This window comes from Rossellomorea sp. FS2 (assembly GCF_047915635.1).
Lineage (GTDB): Bacteria > Bacillota > Bacilli > Bacillales > Bacillaceae_B > Rossellomorea > Rossellomorea marisflavi_A.
The window spans coordinates 1226318-1251547 of record NZ_JBLRVS010000001.1; the positions used below are offsets into that span (position 1 = coordinate 1226318).

General features: G+C 46.8%; 27 protein-coding genes. 5 read left to right on the forward strand and 22 right to left on the reverse strand.

Translation table 11 applies throughout. The features are described 5' to 3' along the window. Window positions 1-69: 69 nt before the first annotated feature. A complete protein-coding gene (locus tag ACNA6I_RS06485; RefSeq protein ID WP_231578852.1) occupies window positions 70-501 on the reverse strand; it encodes a CcdC family protein in 432 nt (143 codons plus the stop codon). Here ACNA6I_RS06485 and ACNA6I_RS06490 point away from each other — a divergent pair. Continuing rightward, a complete protein-coding gene (locus ACNA6I_RS06490; protein WP_231888726.1) occupies window positions 425-592 on the forward strand; it encodes a hypothetical protein in 168 nt (55 codons plus the stop codon). The genes ACNA6I_RS06485 and ACNA6I_RS06490 overlap by 77 nt on opposite strands. A gap of 51 nt (window positions 593-643) precedes the next feature. Here ACNA6I_RS06490 and ACNA6I_RS06495 read toward each other — a convergent pair whose 3' ends face one another. Together ACNA6I_RS06495 and ACNA6I_RS06500 are read right to left on the reverse strand one after the other, a co-directional pair. After that, complete coding sequence (locus ACNA6I_RS06495; RefSeq protein ID WP_048003931.1) at window positions 644-1003, reverse strand: response regulator; 360 nt, start codon at window positions 1001-1003, stop codon at window positions 644-646. An 86-nt stretch (window positions 1004-1089) separates the two neighbouring features. Next, window positions 1090-1794, reverse strand: a complete 705-nt coding sequence (locus ACNA6I_RS06500; protein ID WP_048003932.1) for a cytochrome c biogenesis CcdA family protein — start codon at window positions 1792-1794, stop codon at window positions 1090-1092. Window positions 1795-2061: 267 nt separating this feature from the next. Between ACNA6I_RS06500 and ACNA6I_RS06505 the strand changes: the two genes are divergently transcribed. After that, complete coding sequence (locus tag ACNA6I_RS06505; protein ID WP_079516015.1) at window positions 2062-2235, forward strand: aspartyl-phosphate phosphatase Spo0E family protein; 174 nt, start codon at window positions 2062-2064, stop codon at window positions 2233-2235. A 90-nt stretch (window positions 2236-2325) separates the two neighbouring features. On the opposite strand, the gene ACNA6I_RS06510 is transcribed toward ACNA6I_RS06505, so the two are convergent. From ACNA6I_RS06510 to ACNA6I_RS06555, 10 genes are all read right to left on the reverse strand, one after another. Then, window positions 2326-4122, reverse strand: coding sequence for an ABC transporter ATP-binding protein (locus ACNA6I_RS06510; protein WP_416313089.1), 1797 nt, complete (start codon window positions 4120-4122; stop codon window positions 2326-2328). Between the two features lie 4 nt (window positions 4123-4126). Beyond that, window positions 4127-5869 carry an ABC transporter transmembrane domain-containing protein gene (locus ACNA6I_RS06515; RefSeq protein WP_416313090.1) on the reverse strand — a complete coding sequence of 581 codons (1743 nt, stop codon included), beginning with the start codon at window positions 5867-5869 and terminating at the stop codon, window positions 4127-4129. 134 nt (window positions 5870-6003) lie between these two features. Next, window positions 6004-7125 (reverse strand): CamS family sex pheromone protein, encoded by a 1122-nt coding sequence (locus ACNA6I_RS06520; RefSeq protein ID WP_416313091.1) that lies wholly within the window; start codon window positions 7123-7125, stop codon window positions 6004-6006. Between the two features lie 251 nt (window positions 7126-7376). Further along, a complete protein-coding gene (locus ACNA6I_RS06525) occupies window positions 7377-7598 on the reverse strand; it encodes a YneF family protein (protein ID WP_048003937.1) in 222 nt (73 codons plus the stop codon). A gap of 85 nt (window positions 7599-7683) precedes the next feature. Further along, window positions 7684-8121 (reverse strand): sporulation inhibitor of replication protein SirA, encoded by a 438-nt coding sequence (gene sirA / locus ACNA6I_RS06530; RefSeq protein WP_048003938.1) that lies wholly within the window; start codon window positions 8119-8121, stop codon window positions 7684-7686. A gap of 102 nt (window positions 8122-8223) precedes the next feature. Continuing rightward, window positions 8224-8679, reverse strand: a complete 456-nt coding sequence (locus tag ACNA6I_RS06535; RefSeq protein WP_416313092.1) for a GNAT family N-acetyltransferase — start codon at window positions 8677-8679, stop codon at window positions 8224-8226. A 53-nt stretch (window positions 8680-8732) separates the two neighbouring features. After that, complete coding sequence (gene tkt / locus ACNA6I_RS06540) at window positions 8733-10739, reverse strand: transketolase (protein WP_048015584.1); 2007 nt, start codon at window positions 10737-10739, stop codon at window positions 8733-8735. Window positions 10740-10930: 191 nt separating this feature from the next. Next, complete coding sequence (locus ACNA6I_RS06545; protein WP_048003941.1) at window positions 10931-11161, reverse strand: DUF896 domain-containing protein; 231 nt, start codon at window positions 11159-11161, stop codon at window positions 10931-10933. A 69-nt stretch (window positions 11162-11230) separates the two neighbouring features. Next, window positions 11231-11881: a recombinase family protein gene (locus tag ACNA6I_RS06550; protein WP_048003942.1), complete on the reverse strand. Its 651-nt coding sequence runs from the start codon at window positions 11879-11881 to the stop codon at window positions 11231-11233. 11 nt (window positions 11882-11892) lie between these two features. Beyond that, on the reverse strand, window positions 11893-12216 hold the full coding sequence (locus ACNA6I_RS06555) for a LysM peptidoglycan-binding domain-containing protein (RefSeq protein WP_416313093.1): 324 nt from the start codon (window positions 12214-12216) through the stop codon (window positions 11893-11895). A gap of 157 nt (window positions 12217-12373) precedes the next feature. Between ACNA6I_RS06555 and lexA the strand changes: the two genes are divergently transcribed. Continuing rightward, window positions 12374-12994, forward strand: coding sequence for a transcriptional repressor LexA (gene lexA / locus ACNA6I_RS06560; protein ID WP_048003944.1), 621 nt, complete (start codon window positions 12374-12376; stop codon window positions 12992-12994). Window positions 12995-13043: 49 nt separating this feature from the next. Here lexA and ACNA6I_RS06565 read toward each other — a convergent pair whose 3' ends face one another. After that, window positions 13044-13586, reverse strand: coding sequence for a recombinase family protein (locus ACNA6I_RS06565; RefSeq protein WP_048003945.1), 543 nt, complete (start codon window positions 13584-13586; stop codon window positions 13044-13046). Between the two features lie 123 nt (window positions 13587-13709). Between ACNA6I_RS06565 and ACNA6I_RS06570 the strand changes: the two genes are divergently transcribed. Beyond that, window positions 13710-15170, forward strand: a complete 1461-nt coding sequence (locus tag ACNA6I_RS06570) for a SulP family inorganic anion transporter (RefSeq protein WP_416313094.1) — start codon at window positions 13710-13712, stop codon at window positions 15168-15170. A 191-nt stretch (window positions 15171-15361) separates the two neighbouring features. Here ACNA6I_RS06570 and glnA read toward each other — a convergent pair whose 3' ends face one another. From glnA to ACNA6I_RS06585, 3 genes are all read right to left on the reverse strand, one after another. Next, the gene (glnA, locus tag ACNA6I_RS06575) at window positions 15362-16696 is read right to left on the reverse strand and encodes a type I glutamate--ammonia ligase (protein WP_048003947.1); all 1335 of its coding nucleotides are present in this window, start codon (window positions 16694-16696) and stop codon (window positions 15362-15364) included. 37 nt (window positions 16697-16733) lie between these two features. Beyond that, window positions 16734-17147 carry a MerR family transcriptional regulator gene (locus ACNA6I_RS06580; RefSeq protein WP_048003948.1) on the reverse strand — a complete coding sequence of 138 codons (414 nt, stop codon included), beginning with the start codon at window positions 17145-17147 and terminating at the stop codon, window positions 16734-16736. Window positions 17148-17342: 195 nt separating this feature from the next. Next, window positions 17343-18620: an aminotransferase class I/II-fold pyridoxal phosphate-dependent enzyme gene (locus ACNA6I_RS06585; RefSeq protein ID WP_048003949.1), complete on the reverse strand. Its 1278-nt coding sequence runs from the start codon at window positions 18618-18620 to the stop codon at window positions 17343-17345. Between the two features lie 191 nt (window positions 18621-18811). Here ACNA6I_RS06585 and ACNA6I_RS06590 point away from each other — a divergent pair, with 191 nt between their 5' ends. After that, window positions 18812-19420 carry a trimeric intracellular cation channel family protein gene (locus tag ACNA6I_RS06590; protein WP_048003950.1) on the forward strand — a complete coding sequence of 203 codons (609 nt, stop codon included), beginning with the start codon at window positions 18812-18814 and terminating at the stop codon, window positions 19418-19420. Window positions 19421-19453: 33 nt separating this feature from the next. Here ACNA6I_RS06590 and spoVK read toward each other — a convergent pair whose 3' ends face one another. The 5 genes from spoVK to ACNA6I_RS06615 form a co-directional block, all read right to left on the reverse strand. After that, the gene (spoVK, locus tag ACNA6I_RS06595) at window positions 19454-20389 is read right to left on the reverse strand and encodes a stage V sporulation protein K (protein ID WP_231578832.1); all 936 of its coding nucleotides are present in this window, start codon (window positions 20387-20389) and stop codon (window positions 19454-19456) included. 338 nt (window positions 20390-20727) lie between these two features. Next, entirely contained in the window at window positions 20728-20964 is a 237-nt protein-coding gene (gene hfq, locus ACNA6I_RS06600) for an RNA chaperone Hfq (protein ID WP_048003951.1), read from the reverse strand. A 28-nt stretch (window positions 20965-20992) separates the two neighbouring features. After that, window positions 20993-21943, reverse strand: coding sequence for a tRNA (adenosine(37)-N6)-dimethylallyltransferase MiaA (gene miaA / locus ACNA6I_RS06605; RefSeq protein WP_048003952.1), 951 nt, complete (start codon window positions 21941-21943; stop codon window positions 20993-20995). 70 nt (window positions 21944-22013) lie between these two features. Then, complete coding sequence (locus tag ACNA6I_RS06610; RefSeq protein ID WP_416313095.1) at window positions 22014-22808, reverse strand: aminoglycoside adenylyltransferase domain-containing protein; 795 nt, start codon at window positions 22806-22808, stop codon at window positions 22014-22016. Window positions 22809-22850: 42 nt separating this feature from the next. Beyond that, on the reverse strand, window positions 22851-25226 hold the full coding sequence (locus tag ACNA6I_RS06615; RefSeq protein WP_048003954.1) for a penicillin acylase family protein: 2376 nt from the start codon (window positions 25224-25226) through the stop codon (window positions 22851-22853). Window positions 25227-25230 lie beyond the last annotated feature (4 nt).

Genomic DNA, 25230 nt, shown 5'->3' on the forward strand with positions numbered 1-25230 from the left:
TATCGGAAGATCAAGAAGGGCAGGAAATAACGAAAAGGCTGTCGCAACTGGTTGCGACAGCCTTCTTTTTTAAATCGTTGAGAAGTTCTGGTGTTCCTGATGGATCTTCTTATATTGAATATACATGACTATGCGCCAAGGGACGATCATTCCGAATGCAAGGATCCAGAACATACCGCTTAATTCACCATAGTCGATGGAGGTGCTCAGTAAGACTTTCCCGACAATCCTGATAATCAGCAAACCGATTAAAATAAATGCAAACGCCTTCGACCGCTTAAGATAGATATCATCATCCCTGATCTCAAATTTAGACGTTTTGATCAACAGGATGGAAAATACCATTCCCACAGACAGCGCCTCTATGATTTGAGGGGGATGCACCCTGAAGAAGGGGAAAATAAACATAAGGGCCCCTGTACTCATGAATACCGGAGGCAGTATGATTTTTTTTGCACTTACAGGTTTCTTTTGGGCTTTAGTGCGGATAAAGATCACCATGAACCCCATAAGAATTGCTGCTATGGATGAAGCAATCACCATAACCATCATCATCCTTTATCTTCTACTTTCTAGCTCTTCAATAGTATAACATGATTCTTCCATAAAACGAAAACACTTCAGCTGTATTTTATGTAAACCCTTACGAAAGTATGCGGCTTATTGCCTCTAAGACCCTGTTTTCTTCAAAGGGCTTGACGATGAAGTCTTTCGCCCCCGCTTCGATTGCATCCATTACCACCCGCTGTTGGCCCATGGCAGAACACATGATGATCACAGCATCGGGGTATTCATCCATGATTCTTCTTACCGCTTGAATCCCGTCCATCTCCGGCATTGTGACATCCATGGTGACAAGATCAGGTTGAAGGGCCTTGAATTTTTCTACCGCCTCGAGCCCGTTCTCCGCTTCCCCCACCACGACATGTCCTCCGGAGCGGACCATATTCCCCAAGGTGACCCTCATGAACTTTGCATCGTCCACAATCAGAATGCCTGCCACATTTCGCCCCCCCTTCTACCTTGTTCGATCTAAATGTGTAACTTATTGGAATTTACCGTTTTCACTATATCATAGTTTGGAATGGATTAGAAGCCTGTGAAATCAAAGACGTAGATCAGGTATCCAAGGAGTTTGGTCATCCAGTCGAAGAATAACATGATCCCCACAGCGATCATGATGTACCCGCCGATTTTCATGATCCGGCCGGTGTTTTTTCTGATCCACTTCATTTTTCCCAGGAAGAAGGACAAGACGAAGAACGGAATGGCAAATCCAAGAACGTAGGCCATCATATAGATCATCCCCGACCCTGGATTGCTCGATGCCAATGCGATAACAGAAGCAAGGATCGGTCCTGTGCAAGGTGTCCAGCCGGCAGCAAACGCCATCCCGATCAAGATCGATCCTAAAAATCCTGCAGGACGATTCTTGAATTCAAAACGTCTTTCCTTCATCAGACTCTCAGGCTTGAACACACCGATCACCATCAAACCGAAAATCACAATGAAAATCGCACCGATTTGACGGATGAGATCCTGATACTGTGTGAAGAATCCACTGACAAAAGAGGACGTGAATCCGATGGCAATGAAAATCACGGAAAAGCCGATCAAAAAGAACAGCGTATGGAGCAGGCTCCTTTTTTGAAGCATGGCGTTTTCGGCTTTCAGCTCGCTTACACTCATTCCGGTTATGTATGAAAGAAAAGCCGGATAGAGCGGAAGGCAACATGGGGAAATGAAGCTAAGGACCCCGGCGCCGAACGCAAGAAAAATATTTACATCAGACAAGTTGACATCCCCCTTACATTTATTTTATATTTCTATTCTATCAGACAAAAATGAACTTTATGAGAAATGTTCATGTGAAAGGTTTATGTCGATATGGTTACAGTGAAGAGCAATAATAACAAAAACATTAAAGGCTCTTTTCTTTTTCATAAAAACGAATTTTTACTTTGAAAAAAGTTTCGTTTTCCGATATACTAATAAAAAAGTTACAGTTATTACTAGTTTTGTATAGACCTTGTCAGGTTATACAAAAGAAAGGAAACAGCCGTGTCTAAAAAAGAGCTACTTGATCGAATTGAACTCAAACGCGCCCAACTCATTGCCATCGTCGCCGAGAATGGATTGACATCCCCTCAAGCCATCCAGTTCAGCCAGGAACTCGATCGACTCTTGAACCGTTATAATGCGCAATACATAAAAAATGCTGTTGTCCTTCATTGAACCGGCCATCCCTATCATCATTTCCATTAATAGTATTCTAATATACGGAAAAACAGGCAGTCCCGACCGGGGCTGCCTATTTGATTTCTATCAGCCTATGGCATCTTCCATTCCTTCGACCATCCCATTCTGGAGCAAATACATTTTGTGATAGATTCCTCTTCCATCCAGTAATTCCCTGTGGGTACCCCTCTCCACAATTTCTCCTTTGTGGAGTACAAGGATCAGATCGGCATCCTGAATGGTGGAAAGCCTGTGGGCGATCGCGATGGTCGTGCGGCCTTCTCTCATTTTGGAGAGAGCTTCTTGGATGGCCTCTTCGGTCTCTGTATCAATATTCGCCGTCGCTTCATCCAATACGAGGATCTTCGGCTTGGTGGCAATCGTCCGTGCAAAGGCGATAAGCTGTCGTTGTCCACTCGAAAACGTCGATCCCCTTTCGACCACGGGATCATCATACCCCTGCGGGAGCTTTTGGATAAAGCTGTCTGCCTGGACGAATTCTGCTGCCGCCTTTACTTCATCATCCGTCAATTGCTCGTTGTACAAACGGATATTCGTTTTCACATCACCGTAAAAAAGAAACGGATCCTGAAGGACGAGGCCGAGCTTTTTCCTTATTTCGTGAACGGGATATGACTTGATGCTCTGTCCGTCAATCGTGATCCTTCCCCGCTCGAATTCATAGAATCTCATCAAAAGATTAATGATCGAACTTTTTCCGCTTCCCGTATGACCGACTAAGGCGACTGTTTCCCCCGGGTTTGCTGTGAACGAGATGTTCTTCAGCACATCCTGCTTCCCGTCGTACGAGAAAGAAACGTTGTCAAACACAATCTTGCCTTCTGTGATTTCCGACGATTGTCCGTCTCCCCCCTGCAAAGGACTCACTTCTTTTTCATCCAAAAGCGTGAACACCCTGTTCGAAGCAATGATGGCTTGTTGGAACAGACTGAGCCTCATCATGATTTGATTGACGGGTTCAAAAAATCGATCAAGATAATTCACAAATGCATATAAAACACCGATTTCAATTGGATGATCCCATGATGCCACCCCGAAATAGGTCAACACGACCATCAGTGCCGCTGCATAGACCAAATCGATGGCCGGTCTCAGAAGGAGGCCATCCACTTTGATATTTCTCATATTCGCCCGAAAATGCTGTTCATTGGTGTGGCCGAATTCTTCCCTCATTCTCTTTTCCTGCCTGAACATTTGAATGATGGCCATACCCGAAAGGGATTCGCTCAGCTTTGCATTCAACTGGCTCAACCTCTCCCTCATATCCTGGTAGAATACGGAACTATACTTCCTGTACAGACTCATGATCCAGATCAAAATGGGCAGGATGAACAAGCAAAAGACTGCAAGCTTTGCATTCAGCACAAACATGGCAATGAAGATGCCGATGATCAAGAATCCTCCCTGGATGAAAGAAGCGAGGACGCTTACGAACATATCCTTTATCGCTTCCGTATCATTGGTGACTCTTGAAACGATGCTGCCCGCAGGAGTTTGATCAAAATATCTCATCCCGAGCCCTTGAACTTTTGTGAATACATCGACCCTCAGCTGCTGGATGATCTTCAGAGCGATTTCCTGGAACTTCAGCAATTGAAGGTAGGATACAACGACATTCCCCAGTTGAATGAGCAGGTAACCGGTGCCCAATGCGACAAGGGGACCATAAGGGAAGACACCGGGTGTCAAATAATCATCAATGAACACTTTTATGAGGATGGGCCCGAACACATCCCCGATCGTTGTCAATAAGAGTAAAAAGAATGCCAAAAAAATCGTCTTTCGATGCGGCGTTGCATACCCCATCAGGCGGAAAAAGATCTTTCGCTGATCCTTGGGGCTAAGTGCAGGTATTGGTTCCATCTGCTCACCCTCCATATTCTACAATATCCTCTAATTGCTGGCGGAGATACATTTCCTTGTACCAACCGTCTTCCTGCATCATCTCTTCGTGCGTACCCCTCTGGGTCACCCTGCCCCCATCCATGACCAGAATCAGATCGGCGTGGACAATGGCACTCAGGCGATGGGATGTGATGATGGTGGTTTTCCCTTCGCGCTCTTTCCTCAGGGATGTGAGGATTGCTTCTTCCGTCTTCGCATCGACGGCAGAGAGGGAATCATCAAGGATCAACAATTCCGGCTCCATAAGCAAAGCCCTGGCTATGGAAATCCGCTGTTTTTGTCCTCCTGAAAGAGAGACCCCTCTCTCTCCCACAACGGTATCGTAGCCTTGAGGGAACCCTTCTATGTCATGATGGATCTTGGCGGACTCCGCTGCCCCTTTCACCTTCTCCATGGATGCCAACGGGTCGGTGAAGGCGATATTTTCCTTAATCGTGGCCGAGAATAGGAAGTGATCCTGAGGAACATATCCGATTGATTGCCTTAGTGAGTCCAGTGCATACTGTGTGATCGGTACACCGTCAAAGCGAACCTCACCGGAATAACCTTCAAACTCCCTGAGCAGGAGTTTCAGAAGAGAAGTCTTTCCTGCACCGGTTTTCCCGACGATCCCGAGGGTCTGGCCTTTTTTCAACGTGAATTGGATACCCTTCAGGGCCGGATCCTTCTCTCCAGGGAATGCGAACGATTCGATGGCATACTTGATATCTCCTCTCGGCTTCTCCATTACCGTTCCATCCACGATCTCAACTTCTTCCCTCAATAATCTCGACACCCGGTCGTATGAAGCCCTTCCACGCTCGACAATATTGAATAACCACCCAAATGCAAGCATCGGCCAGATGAGTAAACCCAGATAGGTTGTGAATGATATGAGCTCTCCGATGGTCAATTCACCGCTCAGGACAAACTTTGATCCGAATACGATGGAAAGGAAAAACGAGAGACCTACGATAATGGAAATGGTGGGATCGAATAATGAGTCTACTCTGGCGACACTCATATTTTTTTGCACCACATCTTCCGACTCACGCCTGAAGGATTCGATATCCTCCTTCTCCTGCCCAAACGTCTTCAGGACTTTGACTCCTGTCACGCTTTCCTGGGTCTTATCGTTGAGTGAAGAGAACGCTTCCTGGGCTTTATGGAAACGTTTATGAAGAAGTGTTCCATAGTAACTTGTCAGAATGGCCATGAACGGCATGGGGATCAATGCAATCAGCGTGAGTTTCCAGCTGATCGTGAAGGCCATGGCGATAATGACGAACCCTCCTGTCGACAAGGAATCAACGAGGGTCAATACGCCCGAACCGGCTGTTTGCTGGATCGCCTGGAGATCGTTCGTTGCATGAGCCATAAGGTCCCCCACACGCCTTTTCTGAAAAAACGAAGGAGCCATTTTGGTGAAATGATGATAAAGCTGGTTCCTGAGAAGCTTCGATAGCCGATTCGCCGAACCGAATATCATGATTCTCCAGACGTATCGCAACCCATACATGGCCACTGCCGTTCCGGCCAGAATAAGCATCCACCTTACAATATCAGAACGCGTCAAGGTGCTATCCTTGATCCCATCCACAACGATCCCAACGACTTTAGGAGGGATCAACTGCAAAAAGGCTACCATCAAAAGGATCAAAATTCCGGTTATATAGGATTTTTTCTCCTGGAGAAAAAACCATTTTAAATCTAAAAATACCCTCATATCTACTCCCCCATAATTTTCTTAAGACTCTTTATTTTACCAAATACTCAGACAGTAATAAATGAAAAAAACAGACCCTTTTAAAGAATGTGCACTCCTTTCATCAAATAAAAAAAGCACCTCCGAAGAGATGCTCATTGAATGTCGACAAAGGGTTCCTGATCCACTTCTTTTACAATCGTGGCCTTGACCCCTTTAGGTGTTTTTACGTATACATATACCGGGATATTAGGGAAATAATCGACGATCTCGGGGCCGAACACCTGGGAGAACCCGATCAGTTCCGTCTCCTTGACCATGCCCGTGTTCACCTCGATCACAAGCTTGTTGATTGAATCACCGGAGTACAGTGCTTTCCCGACGAGCTTGATATCTTGGTGTGAGAAGTACTTGGACACCTCATCTTCCAGGTTCAATAGGTTCTTCGCCAAGTCCCGGTTTTTCTCTTCCCCTTTATCACTTGGGAAATAATAGTATTTCTCATCAAGGTCATTCCATTTCTTGATAGAATTGTCATTCCCGTCGATGAATGCCGTGGTGAAGTAATTTCCCGGCACGACGCTATTGGTCGGCTGAAGTTTATAGAGGGAGATCATAATGGGAACATCTTTTAATTTTGAATTCTTCCTGATTCGCTTAACAATCGTTTCGGCGGCCTTTTTTCCATAAGCGGCCATTTCTTTTGAACCGATTTGCTTTTCATCAAAGTGCATGAGTTTCTGACTGTCCTGCACCCTTATGTAATCCACAGAGTTCATGGCGAGCCCCAGGGAAATCCCCTGAATGTTCCCTTTTGAATCTACGTAATTCTGTTCATGAATGTAGGCAAGATATGCAGGGTTGTCCTTCTCCAATTGCACCTGCTCTTCCCATCCCATACCGTCCTCTACCTTCAATTCGGGATTCAAACCTGTTTTGTTTGAAGAAGACTTTCGTTTGATCCAATCATTGATATTGGTCAGGTATTGACCTTCCTGATAGTTCACTTTACCCGGAGAAAAGTGTTTGATGGACTGTGACATCAAGCCCGTTTCGATTTCATCCATATCGCTGCGGTTATTCACCGTTTGCGTGATCAGTCCACGATTGACGGACTTTTTTTCTTGATCGATTTTATAGGTTAAATATTCACGCGCCTTACCGGCTGCCTTGCTTTGTGCTTCAAGTGTTTCATCACTGACTACTTCAGATGGCTTATTCGCGCATCCTGATGCGAAGATCAATAGTGAAAGAGAAGCAATCATCCATTTTTTCATACAACAACCTCCGGACTATAGTTTACCACAAATCAAATCGGTTGAAGAATGATAATCATACTAATTTGTGAAATCCATCATTTTAACAGACATTCATCTTTCCACCCCGCAACAAAGCCACTTCCCGATGGGAAGTGGCTTCGTTGCGATAAAACGGATAAACCAATCTGACAGCATTTCCAGTAGAAAAGTCTTACTCTCCAATAAAGGGTAGCGAAATGATTTATCTCAGTCCCATCATACAGGGATGATTATTTCATGTTTTTGTTCATTGCATTCATCATTTGATTGATCTTTTTCTGAGACGGTTTCTGTCCCATTTGCATCATCATCATGCGTAGCATTTGTTCGTTAATCGGCGGGTTTTTCTTAAGATAGCTCATCATGTACTTACGAGCGATGAAGAACCCTAGCGCAACTCCGGCAAGCAGTGCGATCACGCCGACCAGAATAGCTATAGCGGTCGTTGACATACGATTACTTCCTCCTTCATGTTGTCCTTATAAAAGTGTACTAAACCAAAGAAGATTATACAATATTTCTGTCATAATTTCTTAATTAATATATAAATTTTCTTTGTTTTATCGGCTTTAACCATCCAAACCGTTCATTTTGAATGTCCACAGCCAATAAGTATCCCATATGTCTCCTTAGAATTTCAAAGAAAATGTACTCTGATTCATCGGTTCCCCATGCATGAATCGTCAACATTCTCTCTTTTAATTCAAGAGAGACCCCTGATGACTCCAGGTGGATCACGGCCCTATCATCGTCCCATCCGGAACCATTGACCGATAATAACTCATTTTGTATGAAGCGTCTCGTTGGGAGGTATGGAATCGGTCTTGTAATATACTCTACCTGCTTGGAAATGATCGTGTGCAATTCCCCGGAAGAACTCTCCATCTCGTTGAAAAGCTGGTGAAACATCCGTTCCCTACCGTAAAAATGCTGGGCAAACTCCTCTGCAATCCAATAGACCTGATAGCGTCGCACAGTTACTCCCCCTCCCATTATACTATTCAGTATAACCAATCATAGGAAGAGGAGTTGTCAGAAATTGTTGAGAAGATGGACTAGTTTTGTCGAATCACCGTTTCAGCCCAATTCTTTTTTCAGCATCACCATATCCAAACCTCTTATTCCATTCTCATAGAATGGCTCCGGATAGACCAAGAAGAAATCTTTTTTGATGGATTCAAATCGAAAACCGCATTTTTGATAGAATATCAGGTTGCCTATGGACGAATTTGATGTCCCGACCAGTATGGTTCGATACCCTGAATTCTTCAACTTTTTTTCCATCTCCTTGATCATCTGTCGGCCGGTCCCCTGTCCACGCGCTGAATCTACCACCGCCATGTTCTTAATCTCGATGGTGGATGAATCCACTGCCACCATGAGCATAATCCCTACGGTCTCTCCAGCGTTTGAGAAGGTGTACACTTCCCCATCTTCCAGATAGCTTCTTACTACGGCTTCCGATTCATCAGCCAGCATCAAAAGGGGGATGAAGGCGCTTCGGTCTTTTTGCTGTTCATAAATGATTTCCATCTATTACACCACCTAAAAAAGCCGGCTCAATGGATGAGCCGGCTTAAAATGTCTTACTTTTGAAGAAGGGCTTTGATACGGGATACAACATTATTTGTTGTAAATCCGTACTCTTCCATCACTTTTTCTCCAGGAGCTGAAGCACCGAAGCCGTCAATGGCCAGGATGTCACCTTCGTCACCAACGTAACGATCCCATCCGAGTGGTGAACCCATCTCGATGGCAAGACGTTTCTTCACGCTTTTCGGAAGGATGGACTCCTTGTATTCCGGAGATTGCTTTTCGAAACGATCCCAAGACGGCATGCTGACGACAGATGTATTGATTCCGTCTTTTTCGAGTGCTTTTTGAGCGTCCAGGGCAAGACCCACTTCTGAACCGGTAGCAATCAAAATGGCATCAGGCTGTTCTTTGCCGGCAGGAGAAGCTACATACGCACCCTTGCTAACACCGTTATATGCTTTATCAGCAGATGACTTCATGGTAGGCAGGTTCTGACGCGAAAGTACAAGCATGGTCGGCTGATCTTTCGACTCGACAGCAAGCCTCCACGCAGCGGCTACCTCATTGCCGTCTGCAGGTCGAATGACAGATAGATTCGGCAGGGCACGGAGTGATGCAAGCTGTTCTACAGGCTCATGTGTAGGTCCATCTTCTCCGACTGCGATACTATCATGGGTGAAGACGTATGTGACCGGAAGTCCCATCAAAGCTGCCAAACGGATGGCAGGACGTAGATAGTCACTGAACACAAAGAATGTTCCACCAAACACTTGCAGTCCACCGTGCAGAGCCATACCGTTCATGGCTGCACCCATGGCAAATTCACGGACACCGAACCAAATATTACGTCCATCATACGCTTCTGCAGAGAAGTCTGCTTCGCCTTTGATGTTCGTTTTGTTGGACCCGGCAAGGTCGGCAGATCCACCGATGAAGGTTGGCAGGTTTTTAGCGATGGCATTCAGCACGTCTCCTGAAGAAGCACGGCTTGCCAATGAGCTTCCCTCTTCGTAAACCGGGATTTCTTTGTCCCATCCTTCGGCCAAATCGCCTCTGATCGCTGTTTCCAGCTGAGCAGAAAGCTCTGGAAGCGCATCTTGATACGCAACGAATTTCTTCGCCCATGCTTCCTCTTTTTCACTACCTGCCTGTTGGATTTTCTCTTCAAAACGGGCGTAGACTTCATCCGGAACATGGAAGTCTTGTTCGAACGTCCATTTATAGTAATCCTTCGTCAGTTTCATCTCGTCTTCCCCGAGTGGAGCACCATGAACAGCAGACTTACCAGATTTATTAGGTGCACCGTAGCCGATGACCGTTTTCACTTCGATCATTGTAGGGCGGCTTGTATCACCTTGTGCTTCTTCGATGGCTTTGGAAATCTCATCAAGATCATTTCCATCTTCCACGCGGACATATTGCCAACCGTAAGATTCGAAACGGCCTTTGACACTTTCAGAGAATGACTTATCAAGTTCCCCGTCAAGGGAAATATCATTTGAATCATAAAGAACGACCAAGCGGCCCAATTTCAAGTGAGCAGCAAGTGAGGCCGCCTCAGCTGAAACGCCCTCCATCAAATCTCCGTCTCCACAGATGGAATATGTAAAGTGATCGATGATGTCGTGGCCCTCTTTATTATAAGTGGCTGCCATATGTCTCTCAGCCATGGCCATACCAACTGCCATCGCGATTCCTTGTCCAAGTGGACCTGTTGTCGCTTCTACACCTGCTGTATGTTTATACTCAGGGTGTCCTGGTGTTTTACTACCCCACTGGCGGAAATTCTTCAGGTCATCCATGGAAACATCATAGCCTGAAAGGTGAAGCAAGCTGTATAAAAGCATTGACCCATGTCCTGCAGAGAGAACGAAACGGTCACGGTTAAACCAATGTGGATTTTTGGGGTTATGGTTCATGAAGCGTGTCCATAGAGCATACGCCATAGGAGCTGCACCCATCGGCATTCCCGGATGACCGGAGTTTGCCTTTTCGATCGCATCGATCGATAACGTTCGGATTGTGTTAATTGCTAATTGATCTGTTTTATCAAACATGTCAGACATCCTTCCTTTTCAATCTCTACTTAATATTAATCTTCTTTGGCTGTTTATACAACTATCTTGAATGATACCACGTCTTCCTTTTTGTTAAAACTGATATCCGTTCGGAATTACTGGCACTTTTTTTGCATAATAAAAAGGATCACGCTTTGAAGTCCGCGTGATCCAGTATTGACTACTGAGAATCAGTGTTTCTTTTTGTTTTGAATTTCCTGTATCTTCTTGGGCGTCACTTCATTTCCATCGGGATCAAAGATCCTGGTGTTTTCAATGGTCCCTTTCATGGATTGGCGGAACGTCTCAAGATATTCTTTCCTCAATCTGGTCTGTTCCTTCGCTTCATCTGCTGAAAGTCCGGTAGACTTAGATTTTTTGGATAATTCATTGATCCGGTTCATCTTTTCTTTTGAAAGCATCTATAAAACCCCTTTGATTTCGGTAACGTATAACGACATGTTACTAAATATAATAGGGGATGACAAGGGTTACGCTTGATCGACTGCATCCATATGCTCTTTATAACGCCTATGAACGGTTGCCTTCGAAACATCATAGCCGAATCCCCGAAGAGTAGCGGCAATCTCTGCAAAGGTCAATTCATTCTTGCGCAGCCTGACAATTTCTTCAACGGGGACTTCCTTACGCTCCCTACCCTCAATATTCCCCTTGTTCTTCAAATTCTTCTGGGGACGGAATCCGTTCGCCACGGCCCGTTTCATGCCTCTTTTGATCTTCAAATTATGCAGCTTGCGCTGATATTCCTCCACCATGCTTACGATGTTAATGACCATGGAGTCAGAGTCCGACAGATGCAGCTCCCCGCTCTGGGACTGACTGATAATCTTGACATCCTCCTTCAAAAGGCAATGGATCAGGGCAATCTTCGCATTTCCCCTTCCGATCCTTGTCTCATCCTGGATCAACACTGCATCGATCGCCTGATCCCTTACAAGATCAAGCATCTCGAGAACGCCAGGCCGATCAAGGTCATAGCCACTTGCCTGATCCCTTATGACCGATGAAACCTGCATTCCGTACTCCCGTGCAAGTTTCGCCAGCTCTTCTTCCTGACGCTCGAGTGATGTTTCCTGTGTATCCTTCTTCGTGCTCACCCGACAGTAGATGATTGCATTCATTCAAAACCCCTCTATTCCTCGTTCATGACATACTGATAATCCCCGTTGATCCCGAGCTTTTTCTCGACTGGGAGCACAAGGGAATCACCCGCAGAAATTGTATAGGTGGCCAGATTATTCTGTTCACCCACCCATTTGATAAATTCATCGGTGGACATGGAAGAGTCGCTGCTGTATTGATCTGCAATGGTCCAGAGCGTATCGCCCTCCTGCACCTCTATACTATGATAAGATACTCCGTGTTCCATTTGAAGAATGAAATAGATTGATGCCACAAGTGCCAAGCCAAAAAATACAAGTATATATGAGTAATTCGCCCAAAGTTTCCCTGCCATAATGATTCCCTCCATACGAATGTTTGTTCTATTTGTTACATCCATCATAATACGAACATCCGTTTGGAGTCAATCAAAAATTCGAACTTATGTTTGTATCGTTCCCACCACCATGTTATAATGGGAACATAAGATCGATAGATAGAGGTGCGTGACTATGACAAAACTATCCAAACGGCAGCAGGATATCTTGGAATATATCAAAAGCTCCGTGAAAGAAAAAGGCTATCCGCCTTCCGTGCGCGAAATCGGGGAAGCGGTGGGACTGGCTTCAAGTTCTACTGTCCACGGCCACCTGGCCCGACTTGAAAGCAAAGGTCTCATCCGCAGGGATCCTACCAAGCCAAGAGCCATTGAGATCCTCGACCTTGTGGAAGACTCGATCCCCCGTCACAATGTCGTGAATGTTCCCCTCATCGGGAAAGTCACGGCGGGTCAACCGATCACAGCGGTTGAAAACGTCGAAGAATACTTCCCTCTCCCAGAGAGAATGGCTCCGGCTGACGAGCATACCTTTATGCTTGAAATCATGGGTGACAGTATGATTGAAGCCGGGATCCTCGACGGTGATTTCGTCATCGTAAGGCAGCAGCAGACAGCCAACAATGGTGAGATCGTCGTCGCCATGACTGAAGAGGATGAGGCGACCGTGAAACGTTTCTTCAAAGAAAAGGATTTCGTAAGGCTCCAGCCTGAAAACTCTTCCATGGACCCGATCATCCTCCGCAATGTATCGATCCTCGGGAAAGTCGTCGGTGTCTACCGGCAAGTTCATTAATGATATCTAGAAAAGAGCTCCGGTCACATGTGACCGGAGCTCTTTTTTGCTATCTTTCGAGATATCGGTAGAGGGTGGACTTACTGATGCCCGTCTTCTCTTTGATTTCTGAAAGACTGTAGGTTTTCGTTTCGTACATGTCGATCGCCTTTTTTACATTTTCATCCGGCTTGCGCGGCCGTCCCGTACTGACTCCCTTCTCTTTCGCTTCACCTATGCCTTTTTTTGTCCTTTCACTGATCACATCGCTTTGAAAGCTTATAAGATGCTCAAGGACTTCCTGAAAACGGTACGACTGCCCCGGACTGGTCGACAGCCCTTCTGATATAGAAATGAAGCGTGTACCTTTCGCTTCAAGCTGGTTCAATAGCTCCAGTAACTGTCGGCTGGAATCAGCGAAGTCGATTAAGGAAGTGACCACGACCGTATCTCCTTCCCCAACTACGGCTAGCAGTTCTTCCAGTTTTACCCTTCTCTTAGGTGAAGAATGTTCCTCCCTGTATAAAACCTTGCATTCTATCTTCAGGAGCTCTGTTTCCTGTTGCCGTCCTTCTGGATCCTCAAAGCTCGGTCTGTAGTATCCGATGATCATAGGCGTCTCTTCCCTCCCCAACCTATTCTTGAATAACTTTCCCAAAAAGGTTCACTTTTGGGAAAGTCGGTGATAAACTTTTTTTTATTGAACGTAAATTTACGATTTCTACGAGGTGACAATATGAAGAATACCATAAAACAGCAGTGGTTTTCGAATGTCAAGGGAGACATCCTTTCCGGGATCGTCGTCGCCCTTGCCCTCATTCCGGAAGCCATTGCCTTTTCCATCATAGCCGGTGTCGATCCCATGGTCGGGCTATATGCTTCTTTCTGCATTGCCGTCATTATTTCCTTTGTAGGCGGAAGACCGGCCTTGATTTCTGCTGCTACCGGTGCCATGGCACTCGTCATGGTCCCGCTTGTCAAAGATTACGGGTTGAATTATCTGTTGGCGGCCACCATCTTGACGGGAATCTTCCAACTCCTGTTCGGTGTATGTAAAATCGCGAGACTCATGAAATTCATACCCCGTGCTGTGATGATCGGCTTCGTGAATGCACTGGCCATCCTGATTTTTTCGGCACAAGTGCCTCACTTCTTCAATATCAACGGGATGACCTATGTATTTGTGGCGGTGACGTTGGTGATTGTGTATGTACTCCCACGGTTCGTCAAGTCCATCCCTGCACCACTTGTAGCCATTGTGGTGCTAACCGCCATCGCCTTGTTTTCACAAGCAGACTTGAGGACCGTAGGAGATCTGGGGACGATAAGCCAGACCTTGCCTTCGTTCTTCCTTCCTGATGTGCCGTTTTCATTTGAAACATTGAGCATCATTTTCCCCTACTCACTCGCCCTAGCGATTGTAGGACTGCTCGAATCCCTCATGACGGCCTCAATCGTTGATGACATGACGGATACGGACAGCAATAAAAATCAGGAAGCAAGGGGTCAGGGTGTCGCCAATATCATTAATGGATTCTTCGGTGGGATGGCCGGATGCGCGATGATCGGTCAGTCGGTGATCAATGTAAAGTCCGGAGGACGCGGGCGCTTGTCCACATTCGTAGCCGGGGCCTTCCTGATGTTTCTCATCATCGTACTTGGGGACCTTGTTGTGAAGATTCCCATGGCCGTTCTTGCTGGAATTATGATCATGGTTTCTATCGGTACCTTCGACTGGTCTTCCTTCCGTTATATCTGGAAAGCCCCGAAAGGAGATGCCGCAGTGATGCTCATCACCGTGGCGATCGTGGTTGCCACTCATGATCTATCAAAAGGTGTTATTGCAGGGGTATTGCTGAGTGCCATGATCTTTGTGGCCAAACTATCAAAGTTGAAGGTTACGGAAGAAGTGGATGGTGTTAAGCGCAAGTTCACGGTTGAAGGCCAACTATTCTTTGCATCAGTGGATACGTTCGTAGGCTCCATTCAACTGACCGGCGAAGTTCAGTACGTTAAGATCGATCTTTCCCATGCCCACATCTGGGATGAATCTGCAGTAGCAGCCATCGCGAAAGTCCTGGCCAAATGCAAAAATCAAGGCTGTAAAGTGGAGACGATCGGACTAAGCTCTACAAGTAAAAAGATTCAGGACTCGCTTCTACTGCTGACAGATGATAAAACTTCTTTGACAGCCTGACGGATGGATCATGGCCATGATCTCCTATCCAAGAAAACGTTTGGTTCGAGAAGGGTTAATCCCTACCCCAAGAACAAAGGTATGTTTTCCCATGGAACCCGCCATCGGTGAAGATTGCGCTAAGCTCATTCTTTCAATCTACAAAAAAGACCCCGGAAGGATTAAATCCTACCGGGGTCTTTTTCAATAGATTAATACATTTGGATATATTGCTCGCGCTCCCAAGGATGAACTTGTGTACGGAACATATCCCACTCGATTTCTTTCGCTTCTACAAAGTGTTCGAAGATATGCTCACCAAGAGCACCAACGATGACTTCATTTGTTTTCAGCTGTTCAAGTGCAGCATGAAGGGTTGCCGGCAGATCTGTGATTCCTGCTTCTTCACGCTCTTTTTTGTCCATAACGTAGATGTTACGGTCAATTGGCTTAGGTGCTTCCAAGCTGTTCTTGATTCCATCAAGACCGGCGGCAAGCAGTACACTCATCGCAAGATATGGATTGGCTGCCGGATCGACGCTTCGCACCTCAACGCGCGTGCTTAGACCGCGTGATGCCGGGATACGGATGAGCGGGCTGCGGTTACGCGCAGACCATGCAACATAACATGGAGCTTCGTACCCTGGAACAAGACGTTTATAAGAGTTGACCGTAGGGTTTGTAATGGCCGTGAAGCTCGTTGCGTGTTTAATGATACCGGCAAGGAATTGACGCGCTGTATCGCTCAATTGAAGATCGCCTTTTTCATCGAAGAATGAGTTCACGCCGCTTTTGAAAAGTGACATATTGCAGTGCATTCCGGAACCATTCACCCCGAACAACGGTTTTGGCATGAAGGTAGCATGCAGTCCGTGTTTGCGGGCAATGGTCTTAACAACGAGTTTGAATGTTTGAATGTCGTCACAAGCCTTGAGGGCATTGGCATATTTGAAATCGATCTCGTGCTGACCAGGAGCAACCTCATGGTGGGAAGCTTCGATTTCAAAGCCCATTTCTTCAAGTTCAAGTGCGATATCGCGACGGCAGTTTTCCCCAAGATCCGTAGGTGCAAGATCGAAGTATCCTCCGTTATCATTCAATTCGAGGGTCGGTTCACCATTCACATCCAGCTTGAATAGGAAGAATTCCGGTTCAGGCCCGAGGTTAAAATCAGTAAATCCAAGCTCTTCCATTTGGCTCAGAATACGTTTGAGGTTATTACGCGGATCTCCTTCGAACGGAGTTCCATCTGGGTTATAGATGTCACAGATCAAACGGGCAACCTTCCCTTTTTCGGCTGTCCAAGGGAATACCAACCACGTATCAAGATCCGGGAATAGATACATATCGGATTCTTCGATCCGTACAAATCCTTCAATGGAAGAACCATCGAACATCATTTTGTTGTCAAGCGCCTTTTCAAGCTGACTGAAAGGGATTTCCACGTTTTTGATCGTTCCCAGGATGTCTGTGAACTGGAGACGGATGAATTTAACACCTTCTTCATTCGCCAATCTTAGTACATCTTCACGAGTATACTTTGCCATTTTGCGTAATTCCTCCTCAGGTTTAGTAAAGGTTTATTTAATGAAAGAAGCGTGACATGTCACCTTGACGAAGAGATGTTTTGCTAAAGCGCCCGGAATGCATCAATTCATTCCGGAGCAGCTTGCGGAGATCATCGTCAGAAAGATCCTGCCGTGCTTTTTCTTCCTTCTTGCCACTAACGTCAGATGCTACTTTCGTTTCCTGACCCGAGACAGCGAAAATCCTTTTGATGCCGGCCATGTTGATCCCTTGTTCCAAAAGATCCTTGACCTCCAGGAGTTTATCGATGTCGTTCAGGGAGAAGAGCCTTCGATTTCCTTCCGTACGGGCCGGATTGATCAATTCATGCTCTTCATAGTATCGAATCTGACGAGCCGTCAAGTCCGTGAGCTGCATGACAATGCTAATTGGGAACAATGCCATCGTTCGACGAATTTCACTTCCGCTCATCGTGATTCCCCCTTTGTTGTTCGTTCATGTGTTCATTATATTCAATGTCAGGAATTCTGTCAATAATATGTTAGATTACCTTACATATTTTTTGATCATCCATTTTGAATAGTGTGATTCTTTTTGCGGTTTTTTGTGCTCGGGTCAACAACAAAAGGATAGTCACTGATCGACTATCCTTTTGTACTTATCATATTAACCTTTTAAATGGGGCATAAAACCTTTTTCGATCAATTCATCGACGGCCGTGCACACCGCGATCTTCACATGGGAATAGGTCAGTCCCCCCTGTACATATGCAACGTATGGAGGCCTTAATGGTCCGTCAGCCGACAATTCGATGCTCGCCCCCTGAACGAACGTGCCTGCAGCCATGATGACATCATCCACATATCCAGGCATATAGTTGGGATATGGGGTGAAATGAGAATTCACGGGTGAAGCGAATTGAATAGCCTGACAGAAAGCGACCATCCGGTCCCGATCACCGAATTGGACAGATTGGATCAAATCGGTACGGGGAGCATCAGGGGCTGGATTCGTATCCATCCCGAGCTCTGTCAGGAAAGCACTAGTGAAGACGGCCCCTTTCAAGGATTGCGCCACCACGTGGGGAGCGAGGAAAAATCCTTGATACATTTCCTGAAGACTGTAGAGGGAAGCCCCCGCCTCCGCACCGATACCCGGCGACGTCATGCGGTACGAACACGCTTCGACCAATTCCTTCTTCCCTACGATATATCCTCCCGTTTTCGCAAGTCCGCCCCCGGGATTCTTTATGAGCGATCCCGCCATAAGGTCGGCTCCGACATGGCATGGTTCACGGTCTTCAACAAATTCACCGTAGCAGTTATCAACGAAAACGACGATCGATGGATCGATCTCTTTGACGAAATCAATCATGGCTTTGATCTCTTCCACTGTGAAGGAAGGACGGTTGGCGTATCCCTTCGAACGCTGGATCCCCACCATTTTCGTTTTCGTGCCCAGCGCCTCTCTTACTGCACCGAAGTCTACTTTACCGTCGGAAGTAAGGTCGATGCTCCGGTAGTCGATATGGAAGTCCTTCAGGGAGCCTGCACCCTTCCCTCTGATCCCGACGATTTCTTCAAGGGTGTCGTAAGGCTTTCCTGTTATGTATACCAATTCATCTCCTGGACGGAGGATGCCGAAGAGTGCGATGGATATCGCATGTGTGCCCGAGATGATCTGGGGACGAACGAGCCCCGCCTCTCCGCCGAACACATCTGCGTAAATGCTCTCTAAAGTATCCCTTCCTGCATCATCGTACCCATACCCTGTCGAAGGGTTGAAATGGGAGTCACTCACACGATGCTTCTGAAAAGAAGTTAATACATTGAATTGATTTCGTTCTGCCCGCTCATCAATGGCTGCATGGATATGGGCTATGGATTGTTCAACGGATCGGGCAAGCGGCTGCAGGACCTCTCCGTGTTTTAATTGATCAAACATGTCTATAAATTCCCTTCTGCTTTTCGAATTCCTTTGCGCCGGCTCACAGTCTCACTTAATACTGCAGACCAACAGACCAATCATATCAAATATTCCTCACAAACACTACGGCAAAAATGGTTGCAAATCCATGTTGCCGTGATACAATCAGATAGGTTTAAAGAGTACGATCAGGAGAGGAAGACCAGGGTATGACATGGGAAGTATTGAGTATCATCGGCACTGTTGCCTTTGCGGTGTCAGGTGCGATTGTTGCGATGGAAGAAGAATATGACATACTGGGTGTATACGTACTCGGAATCGTCACGGCTTTCGGTGGCGGAGCGATCCGGAATTTATTGATCGGCGTTCCCATTTCCGCACTCTGGGAGCAGGGTATGCTATTTCAGATCGCCCTCCTCGCTATTACGGCCGTCTTTCTTTTCCCCCACAATCTATTGAAGCACTGGAAACGGTGGGGTAACTTCTTCGATGCCATCGGCTTGTCTGCATTTGCCATACAGGGGGCCCTGTATGCCGTCAACATGGATCATCCCATGAGCGCAATAATCGTGGCCGCCGTTCTGACGGGTACGGGAGGCGGGATTGTTAGGGACCTGCTAGCCGGCAGGAAACCCCTCGTATTCAGATCTGAGATATACGCGGTTTGGGCCGTCGTCTCGGGGATGGCTGTCGGATTCGGCATAGCAGAATCACCGATTGAATTATATGCCTTATTTGTCATCACCACCGCGTTACGTGTGTTTTCCTATCTATATAAATGGAAGCTGCCGAATAAAAGGCTCCAATCGGAAGCCTAAAAAAACATGCATTCTTTACGAATGCATGTTTTTTCAATCGCTGTCCTTCCGTGTGAAGACAAGATCGTTGCTCCTCAGGGTCATTAATTCATGCCGGTCATAGTTATTTTCCATGAGAAGACGCATGGCATGGGCCCTGATGGATTTCTCAAGGATGTTCCGTACATATCGTCCATTGGAAAATGCATTCGCCGTAATGGCATTCTTCACCCCGTGAAGGTGCTCACGTATTTTCCGTTCGGCATCGTGGCTGAGCATATATTCCTTTTCCTTAAGCATGAGCTTACTGATGTCCATCAGCTGGTCGACGGAATAATCGGGGAAATGAAACACGAGGGGAAACCTTGATTGAAGCCCGGGATTCAGCGTAAGAAAATGATCCATTTCCTTTGAGTAGCCGGCAAGGATCAAGATGAACTCATGCTGCTTATCCTCCATATGCTTCACCAGGGTATCGATAGCTTCTTTCCCGAAATCCTTCTCTCCTCCCCGACCCAGAGAATAGGCTTCATCGACAAACAGGATCCCGCCCAACGCCTTTTTGACAAGGTCTCGGGTCTTCTGAGCTGTATGCCCAATGTATTCACCTACCAGGTCCGCTCTCTCTGCTTCTATAAGATGTCCTTTCGACAGCACATTCATCTTCAGGAACAGCTTGCCTATGATTCTGGCCACGGTTGTCTTACCTGTTCCGGGATTCCCTTTGAACATCATATGAAGGGCTTGTTTCCCCGCTTTCAGTCCCATCATTTCACGTTTTTTATTCACGTATATCCAAGCATAGATCTCCTTCACCATTTTCTTCATTTCGTCCATTCCGATGAGTGTGCCCAATTCTTCTTCTATTTCTTTCAAAGCAGCATGCTCCTGGGGCATGGACTGAGGAATGGATTCCTGTATCATCGAATCCCGCAGCGGATTCCGTTTTTGTGAATTGAGGACGATGCTGATCTGACCGTTGTTCTTCATTCGCATCGGTTGTTGGTCCAAAGGGTTCACCTCGCCATTCTATATGCAAACACATTCTGCGGATTTTCACCCCCGGTACGCTTCGACAAAAGAACATTCTTTTGTCAATTCCTGCGCTTTCCCGAGAAATAAATCGTCCGTCATTCTTGATCAAGGCAGCAATATCGTATCCCCCTCATATCATTCTATTCAATAGATGAGGATTCATTAATCCTATTTTCATCAGAAATTGTATTTTCCACGGGTACAACCGGCCGGTATGAATCCGTAAGGCTTATCGCGCCATTTTTTGAAAATGAAAAAAGGACCGCTGAGCGGCCCCCATTTCTGAACTATGATCACACGTTTTGCTCATCGAAATTCAATTGAACATTTCGCTGAGGTGCAAAAGTGGAAATGGCATGCTTATAAACAAGCTGTTGCTTCCCTTCCGTTTCAAATAACACGGTGAAATTATCAAACCCCTTCACCTGACCTCGGATTTGGAAACCATTCAATAGGAAAACGGTAACTGGTGACCCATCTTTACGCAGTTGATTCAAGAATTGATCCTGAATATTAATGGATTGTTTCATCGAGCATCCTCCTCTATATCTCTATATACTAATTATTCGACTCTAATCCGAGCTTTCCTGCAATGAATTTCGAAATGTCAGCGATTATTTCATCACGGTGCTCCGATGCAGTCATATCGAACCAGTCGACTTCCATCTTATTCCGGAACCACGTGAGCTGACGTTTGGCATACCTTCTGGAGTTCTGTTTCAGATTCTCCACTGCTTCTTCAAGGCTTACCTTGCCGTCAAAGTAGTCGTAGATCTCTTTGTACCCGATTGCCTGAACCGATTGGACCTCCCTGACCCCATCTTCATACAGGGATCTGACCTCGTGCAAAAGCCCTTCGTCCACCATCATGTCCACTCTGAGGTTGATCCGCTCATAAAGCTTGTCCCGGTCCATGGTCAAGCCGATGAGAGCCACATCATACTGAAGATCCCGGGATTGCTGCTTTTGATACTCTGTCATGGTCTTTCCTGTGGTGTGGTGGATCTCCAGGGCCCTGATCACCCGCCTTATGTTGTTCGGATGGATCTGAGAGGCCGCTTCATGGTCCACATCAGCCAATTTGCGATGCATGGCTTCATGACCGATCTGATGGGATTCTTCTTCCAATCGCTCCCTGAACGCTTCGTCTCCCGGCGTTTCCGTGAATCGGTAGTCATAGAGAACGGACTGGATGTAAAGACCAGTCCCGCCGGCGATAATCGGCATTTTCCCCCTGGCATGGATCTCTGTGATCAATTTCCTGACCGACTGCTGAAACTCAGCAGCCGAATACGATTCCACGGGATCTTTGATATCAATTAGATGGTGGGGGATCCCCTCCATCTCATCATGGCGGATTTTCGCCGTTCCGATATCCATCCCCCTGTAGATCTGCATGGAGTCCCCACTGATGATTTCGCCATCGAATGCCTTCGCCAATTCGATACTCGTCTTCGTCTTCCCTACGGCCGTCGGACCGATCAGGACGATTAGCTTTTCTTTGTTCAACGTCTATCCACTGCCTTCTATGTAGTCATTCCTCATTCGCTATCGTACCATAATGATACGTAAAGATGTATTATATCTTCAAATTATCGTCATGATTGAGTAAATTGATACTCTTTCCCCTGATGGAAGAAGTCATATAAACGGCAAAATCCGTCAAAGAAGCCTCCTCCTCAACGGCTGTTTTCCACGTTCTCCCTATTGCATACGCCTTCAGTGCTTTTTGGATGATGGGATGAAAACGAACCGGCAAGGATTGGAGTCCCCATTCTCCTCCCTCTTTTTTAGAAGCGACAGACTGGTTGATACAAAATTGATACACCCGGCATAAATTAAGGATCATATAGGTTGGCTGTTTCAAAATATCCGTTTCCGCATCTTGAATGTCGTAATAAATGGCCCGCATGTAGATCGTATGAGGAACGGGGGCGAAGACCGATTCGATCGGCTTACCAATCAATGCCCTCCCCCGCGTGCGGATGACGGCGATATGGGCTGCAATGTCAGGGTCTGATGCTGGGAAAGTAGCGTCCCCCCGTCTTATGGCGTCTATATGCATATCTGAAAAATGATAGTCGAAAGGCGTCGGATATAGCAGGGGCCGGACATTCCCTCGTGTAATGACGCCGACTTCCAACCCTTTTGCAGGAAGGTGATCACCTCTGTATTCCTTCAGGAACAAGTCATCGAGGGCTTTTTTTTCATCTTTACTTATTCCATCTTCCACGATGATCAGAAGATCGATATCACTGATTTCCGGATTGAAGCAGTCCATGGCCAGCGAGCCGTGGAGATAGACCCCCGTCAGTTTATACTGGAACAGCCCACTGATCCGTTTTGCAAGTGCCGTTGCATACTCTTCCATCATACTTCCTCCCTTTGGACAGGGGCCGGACTATCCGGCCCCTGTTTATGTTTCCGGTACCAAGCGAAGCCGTTTGCCGTCCGCAGGTGGCTTCAAGGTCGTTTCATGATACTTTCCTTCTATCCAGTCATCGATTTGATCATCATACCACGTGCTCTTAAAATGACCGGACTGACCAGGTCCTACGATATGGTCGGCCTTGGACATATCTTCCGTATCGATGATGAATCGCCATGAGCCCCCGTGATTGACAATCCCATCATCGGTATAGCTTGCGGCACCCACTGTGACCCGACTACCGCCGACAGGTTCAGGGCCTCTGCGGTTCAGGAACCATTCAAGGATGGATGAAGCAGAGGAAAGGGGATTTTCAAAGTAGACCCTGTGGTAGTCCCCCCATGCCCACCCGTTCATATCTGAACCGTATTGATCAAAACCATCCTCCAGTGTATCGGACAGACTTTCGGCTAGAAATGATTCGAATCCACCATGCTCAGTAAACCATGGTGAAACCTCCCCTTTCGCCGCCTTCCTGATCAGTTCGTCCACCACGTTCTGTTTTCCTTCAAAAAGCTTCAACATATCGGTCGGGATGCTGTCATCAAAAAGGTCGTTGCTCATCCGGTCCATCCACTGATGGAATAGAAGCGGGGCGGCCTCATCGGCCTCATCATCAAAATCCCAACCTGCTAGGAGGTCGAGGGCTTCCCGGGATTGAACGGAGAGCTCATCTCCTTCCAGAGCGTTCAGAAGAAGCGGAACAAACTCCCTTGCCTGGAGATTCATGTGATCATTTTGCAGGTCCTTCATATCCTGCTTCGTCAGCTTCTCTTTTGCTTCAAGGACCTCGCTGATCCTCATGTACCGATAAGGACCCGCCCAATGATGACTGATATGATAGGGATAGTCATCTCCAATCACCTTATTATTTGCCGTTGCGATGTATCCTTCGGCAGGATTCACGACTCTGGGCAGTTCATCATACGGAATGAATCCGGTCCACTCATAGTCCGATGTCCATCCCGGTACCGGCAGGAGTCCGTCCCCCTTCTTCCGGATGGGGATTTTGCCGTTTGCTTTGTATGCGATCGTCCCATCTTTGTCAGCGAATACGAAGTTCTGGGTAGGCGTATGAAAATCTTCCATTGCCCTTTCGAATTCGGTCCAATTGGACGCTTTATTCATGTCGATGATGGCTTGCAACTCGAGACTCGGATCAAGAGCCGTCCATCTCATGGATAGAGCGTTTTCGCTATCATCCTGATTCGCGAATTCCGATACGATGGGGCCGTGTCGTGTAACCGTGACTTCATACGGAATCGTCTCGCTGTCTTTTACAGCAATGGGTTCCTTGATCACCTTGGCCTCCTCCCATTTCCCGTCAAAGAGGAAGTGATTCTTTTTCTCTTTGTGGCGCTTTTCAATGTAGAGGTCCTGAACATCCGGACCGGTGTTGGTCACACCCCAGGCAATCGTTTCATTATGACCGAGTATGATTCCAGGAATCCCCGCAAAGATCACCCCGCTCACATTAACGTCCGGCGATTCAAGATGCATCTGATACCAGATGGACGGACTTCCCAACGAAAGGTGGGGATCATCCGCGAGCATGGGATGCCCGCTTGCCGATTTCGAGCCGCTCACTACCCAATTATTGCTTCCGTTCATCTCAGGTGGAATGACAGGCTCTGCGATGGCATTCCCCCATTTCATGGAAAGCTCTTTCGTTTCATGTATGATCGTGGGAGCATCTTGCGGATAAGAGGGGAAAAGATCCATCGCCTTTTCCTCCGGTAACGATTGCAATGCCCAATACCTGAAAGCCTGCCCTTGCCAGTGGCCGCCGAGATCAAAGGCCATGTACTTTCCGATTGTCAAAGAATCCACTTCCGTCCATTTCTCAGGTTCATAGCCCAATAGGGTGAACTCGGCCGGCAAGGACTTGTTCTTCTTCGATTCTTCTATATAGGCATTCACTCCATCCGCAAACCAGGTCAGCACCTCCTTGACTTCAGGTGAATATCCTTCAAGGGAAGCTTCGGCAGCCCGCCTGAGACCGAGGGTACGGAAGAACTTGTCCCGGTCAACTGCCTTTTCCCCCACCACCTCGCTCAATCGGCCTGATGCCTGCCTTCGGCTGAGGTCCATCTGGAACAGCCGATCTTGCGCCTGAATGTATCCTTGCGCCAAATAAAGGTCGCGGTCATTGGAAGCAGCGAGATGGGGGACGCCTTTGCTGTCCCTGACCACCTCTACCTCTTCAGAGAGGCCGGGAACGCTCAATTTTCCTTCGATCTGAGGAAGTGAGCGTCCAATGAACGAATCGGCATAAAGGATGAGAGAAGTCATGCATAGAAACAGGAAGGCGATTCCACCTATGATGATTGTTCTTTTTCGATTCTTCTTGAGTTTTATCTCCAAGATA

Excerpts from the sequence above, each read along its gene's own strand:
- ACNA6I_RS06490 (WP_231888726.1), top strand. The coding sequence starts at position 425 with ATGAATACCGGAGGCAGTATGATTTTTTTTGCACTTACAGGTTTCTTT.
- ACNA6I_RS06485 (WP_231578852.1), bottom strand. The coding sequence starts at position 501 with ATGGTGATCTTTATCCGCACTAAAGCCCAAAAGAAACCTGTAAGTGCA.
- ACNA6I_RS06510 (WP_416313089.1), bottom strand. The coding sequence starts at position 4,122 with ATGGAACCAATACCTGCACTTAGCCCCAAGGATCAGCGAAAGATCTTT.
- ACNA6I_RS06515 (WP_416313090.1), bottom strand. The coding sequence starts at position 5,869 with ATGAGGGTATTTTTAGATTTAAAATGGTTTTTTCTCCAGGAGAAAAAA.
- ACNA6I_RS06520 (WP_416313091.1), bottom strand. The coding sequence starts at position 7,125 with ATGAAAAAATGGATGATTGCTTCTCTTTCACTATTGATCTTCGCATCA.
- ACNA6I_RS06525 (WP_048003937.1), bottom strand. The coding sequence starts at position 7,598 with ATGTCAACGACCGCTATAGCTATTCTGGTCGGCGTGATCGCACTGCTT.
- ACNA6I_RS06535 (WP_416313092.1), bottom strand. The coding sequence starts at position 8,679 with ATGGAAATCATTTATGAACAGCAAAAAGACCGAAGCGCCTTCATCCCC.
- tkt (WP_048015584.1), bottom strand. The coding sequence starts at position 10,739 with ATGTTTGATAAAACAGATCAATTAGCAATTAACACAATCCGAACGTTA.
- ACNA6I_RS06545 (WP_048003941.1), bottom strand. The coding sequence starts at position 11,161 with ATGCTTTCAAAAGAAAAGATGAACCGGATCAATGAATTATCCAAAAAA.
- ACNA6I_RS06550 (WP_048003942.1), bottom strand. The coding sequence starts at position 11,881 with ATGAATGCAATCATCTACTGTCGGGTGAGCACGAAGAAGGATACACAG.
- ACNA6I_RS06555 (WP_416313093.1), bottom strand. The coding sequence starts at position 12,216 with ATGGCAGGGAAACTTTGGGCGAATTACTCATATATACTTGTATTTTTT.
- lexA (WP_048003944.1), top strand. The coding sequence starts at position 12,374 with ATGACAAAACTATCCAAACGGCAGCAGGATATCTTGGAATATATCAAA.
- ACNA6I_RS06565 (WP_048003945.1), bottom strand. The coding sequence starts at position 13,586 with ATGATCATCGGATACTACAGACCGAGCTTTGAGGATCCAGAAGGACGG.
- ACNA6I_RS06570 (WP_416313094.1), top strand. The coding sequence starts at position 13,710 with ATGAAGAATACCATAAAACAGCAGTGGTTTTCGAATGTCAAGGGAGAC.
- glnA (WP_048003947.1), bottom strand. The coding sequence starts at position 16,696 with ATGGCAAAGTATACTCGTGAAGATGTACTAAGATTGGCGAATGAAGAA.
- ACNA6I_RS06580 (WP_048003948.1), bottom strand. The coding sequence starts at position 17,147 with ATGAGCGGAAGTGAAATTCGTCGAACGATGGCATTGTTCCCAATTAGC.
- ACNA6I_RS06585 (WP_048003949.1), bottom strand. The coding sequence starts at position 18,620 with ATGTTTGATCAATTAAAACACGGAGAGGTCCTGCAGCCGCTTGCCCGA.
- ACNA6I_RS06590 (WP_048003950.1), top strand. The coding sequence starts at position 18,812 with ATGACATGGGAAGTATTGAGTATCATCGGCACTGTTGCCTTTGCGGTG.
- spoVK (WP_231578832.1), bottom strand. The coding sequence starts at position 20,389 with ATGAAGAACAACGGTCAGATCAGCATCGTCCTCAATTCACAAAAACGG.
- hfq (WP_048003951.1), bottom strand. The coding sequence starts at position 20,964 with ATGAAACAATCCATTAATATTCAGGATCAATTCTTGAATCAACTGCGT.
- ACNA6I_RS06610 (WP_416313095.1), bottom strand. The coding sequence starts at position 22,808 with ATGATGGAAGAGTATGCAACGGCACTTGCAAAACGGATCAGTGGGCTG.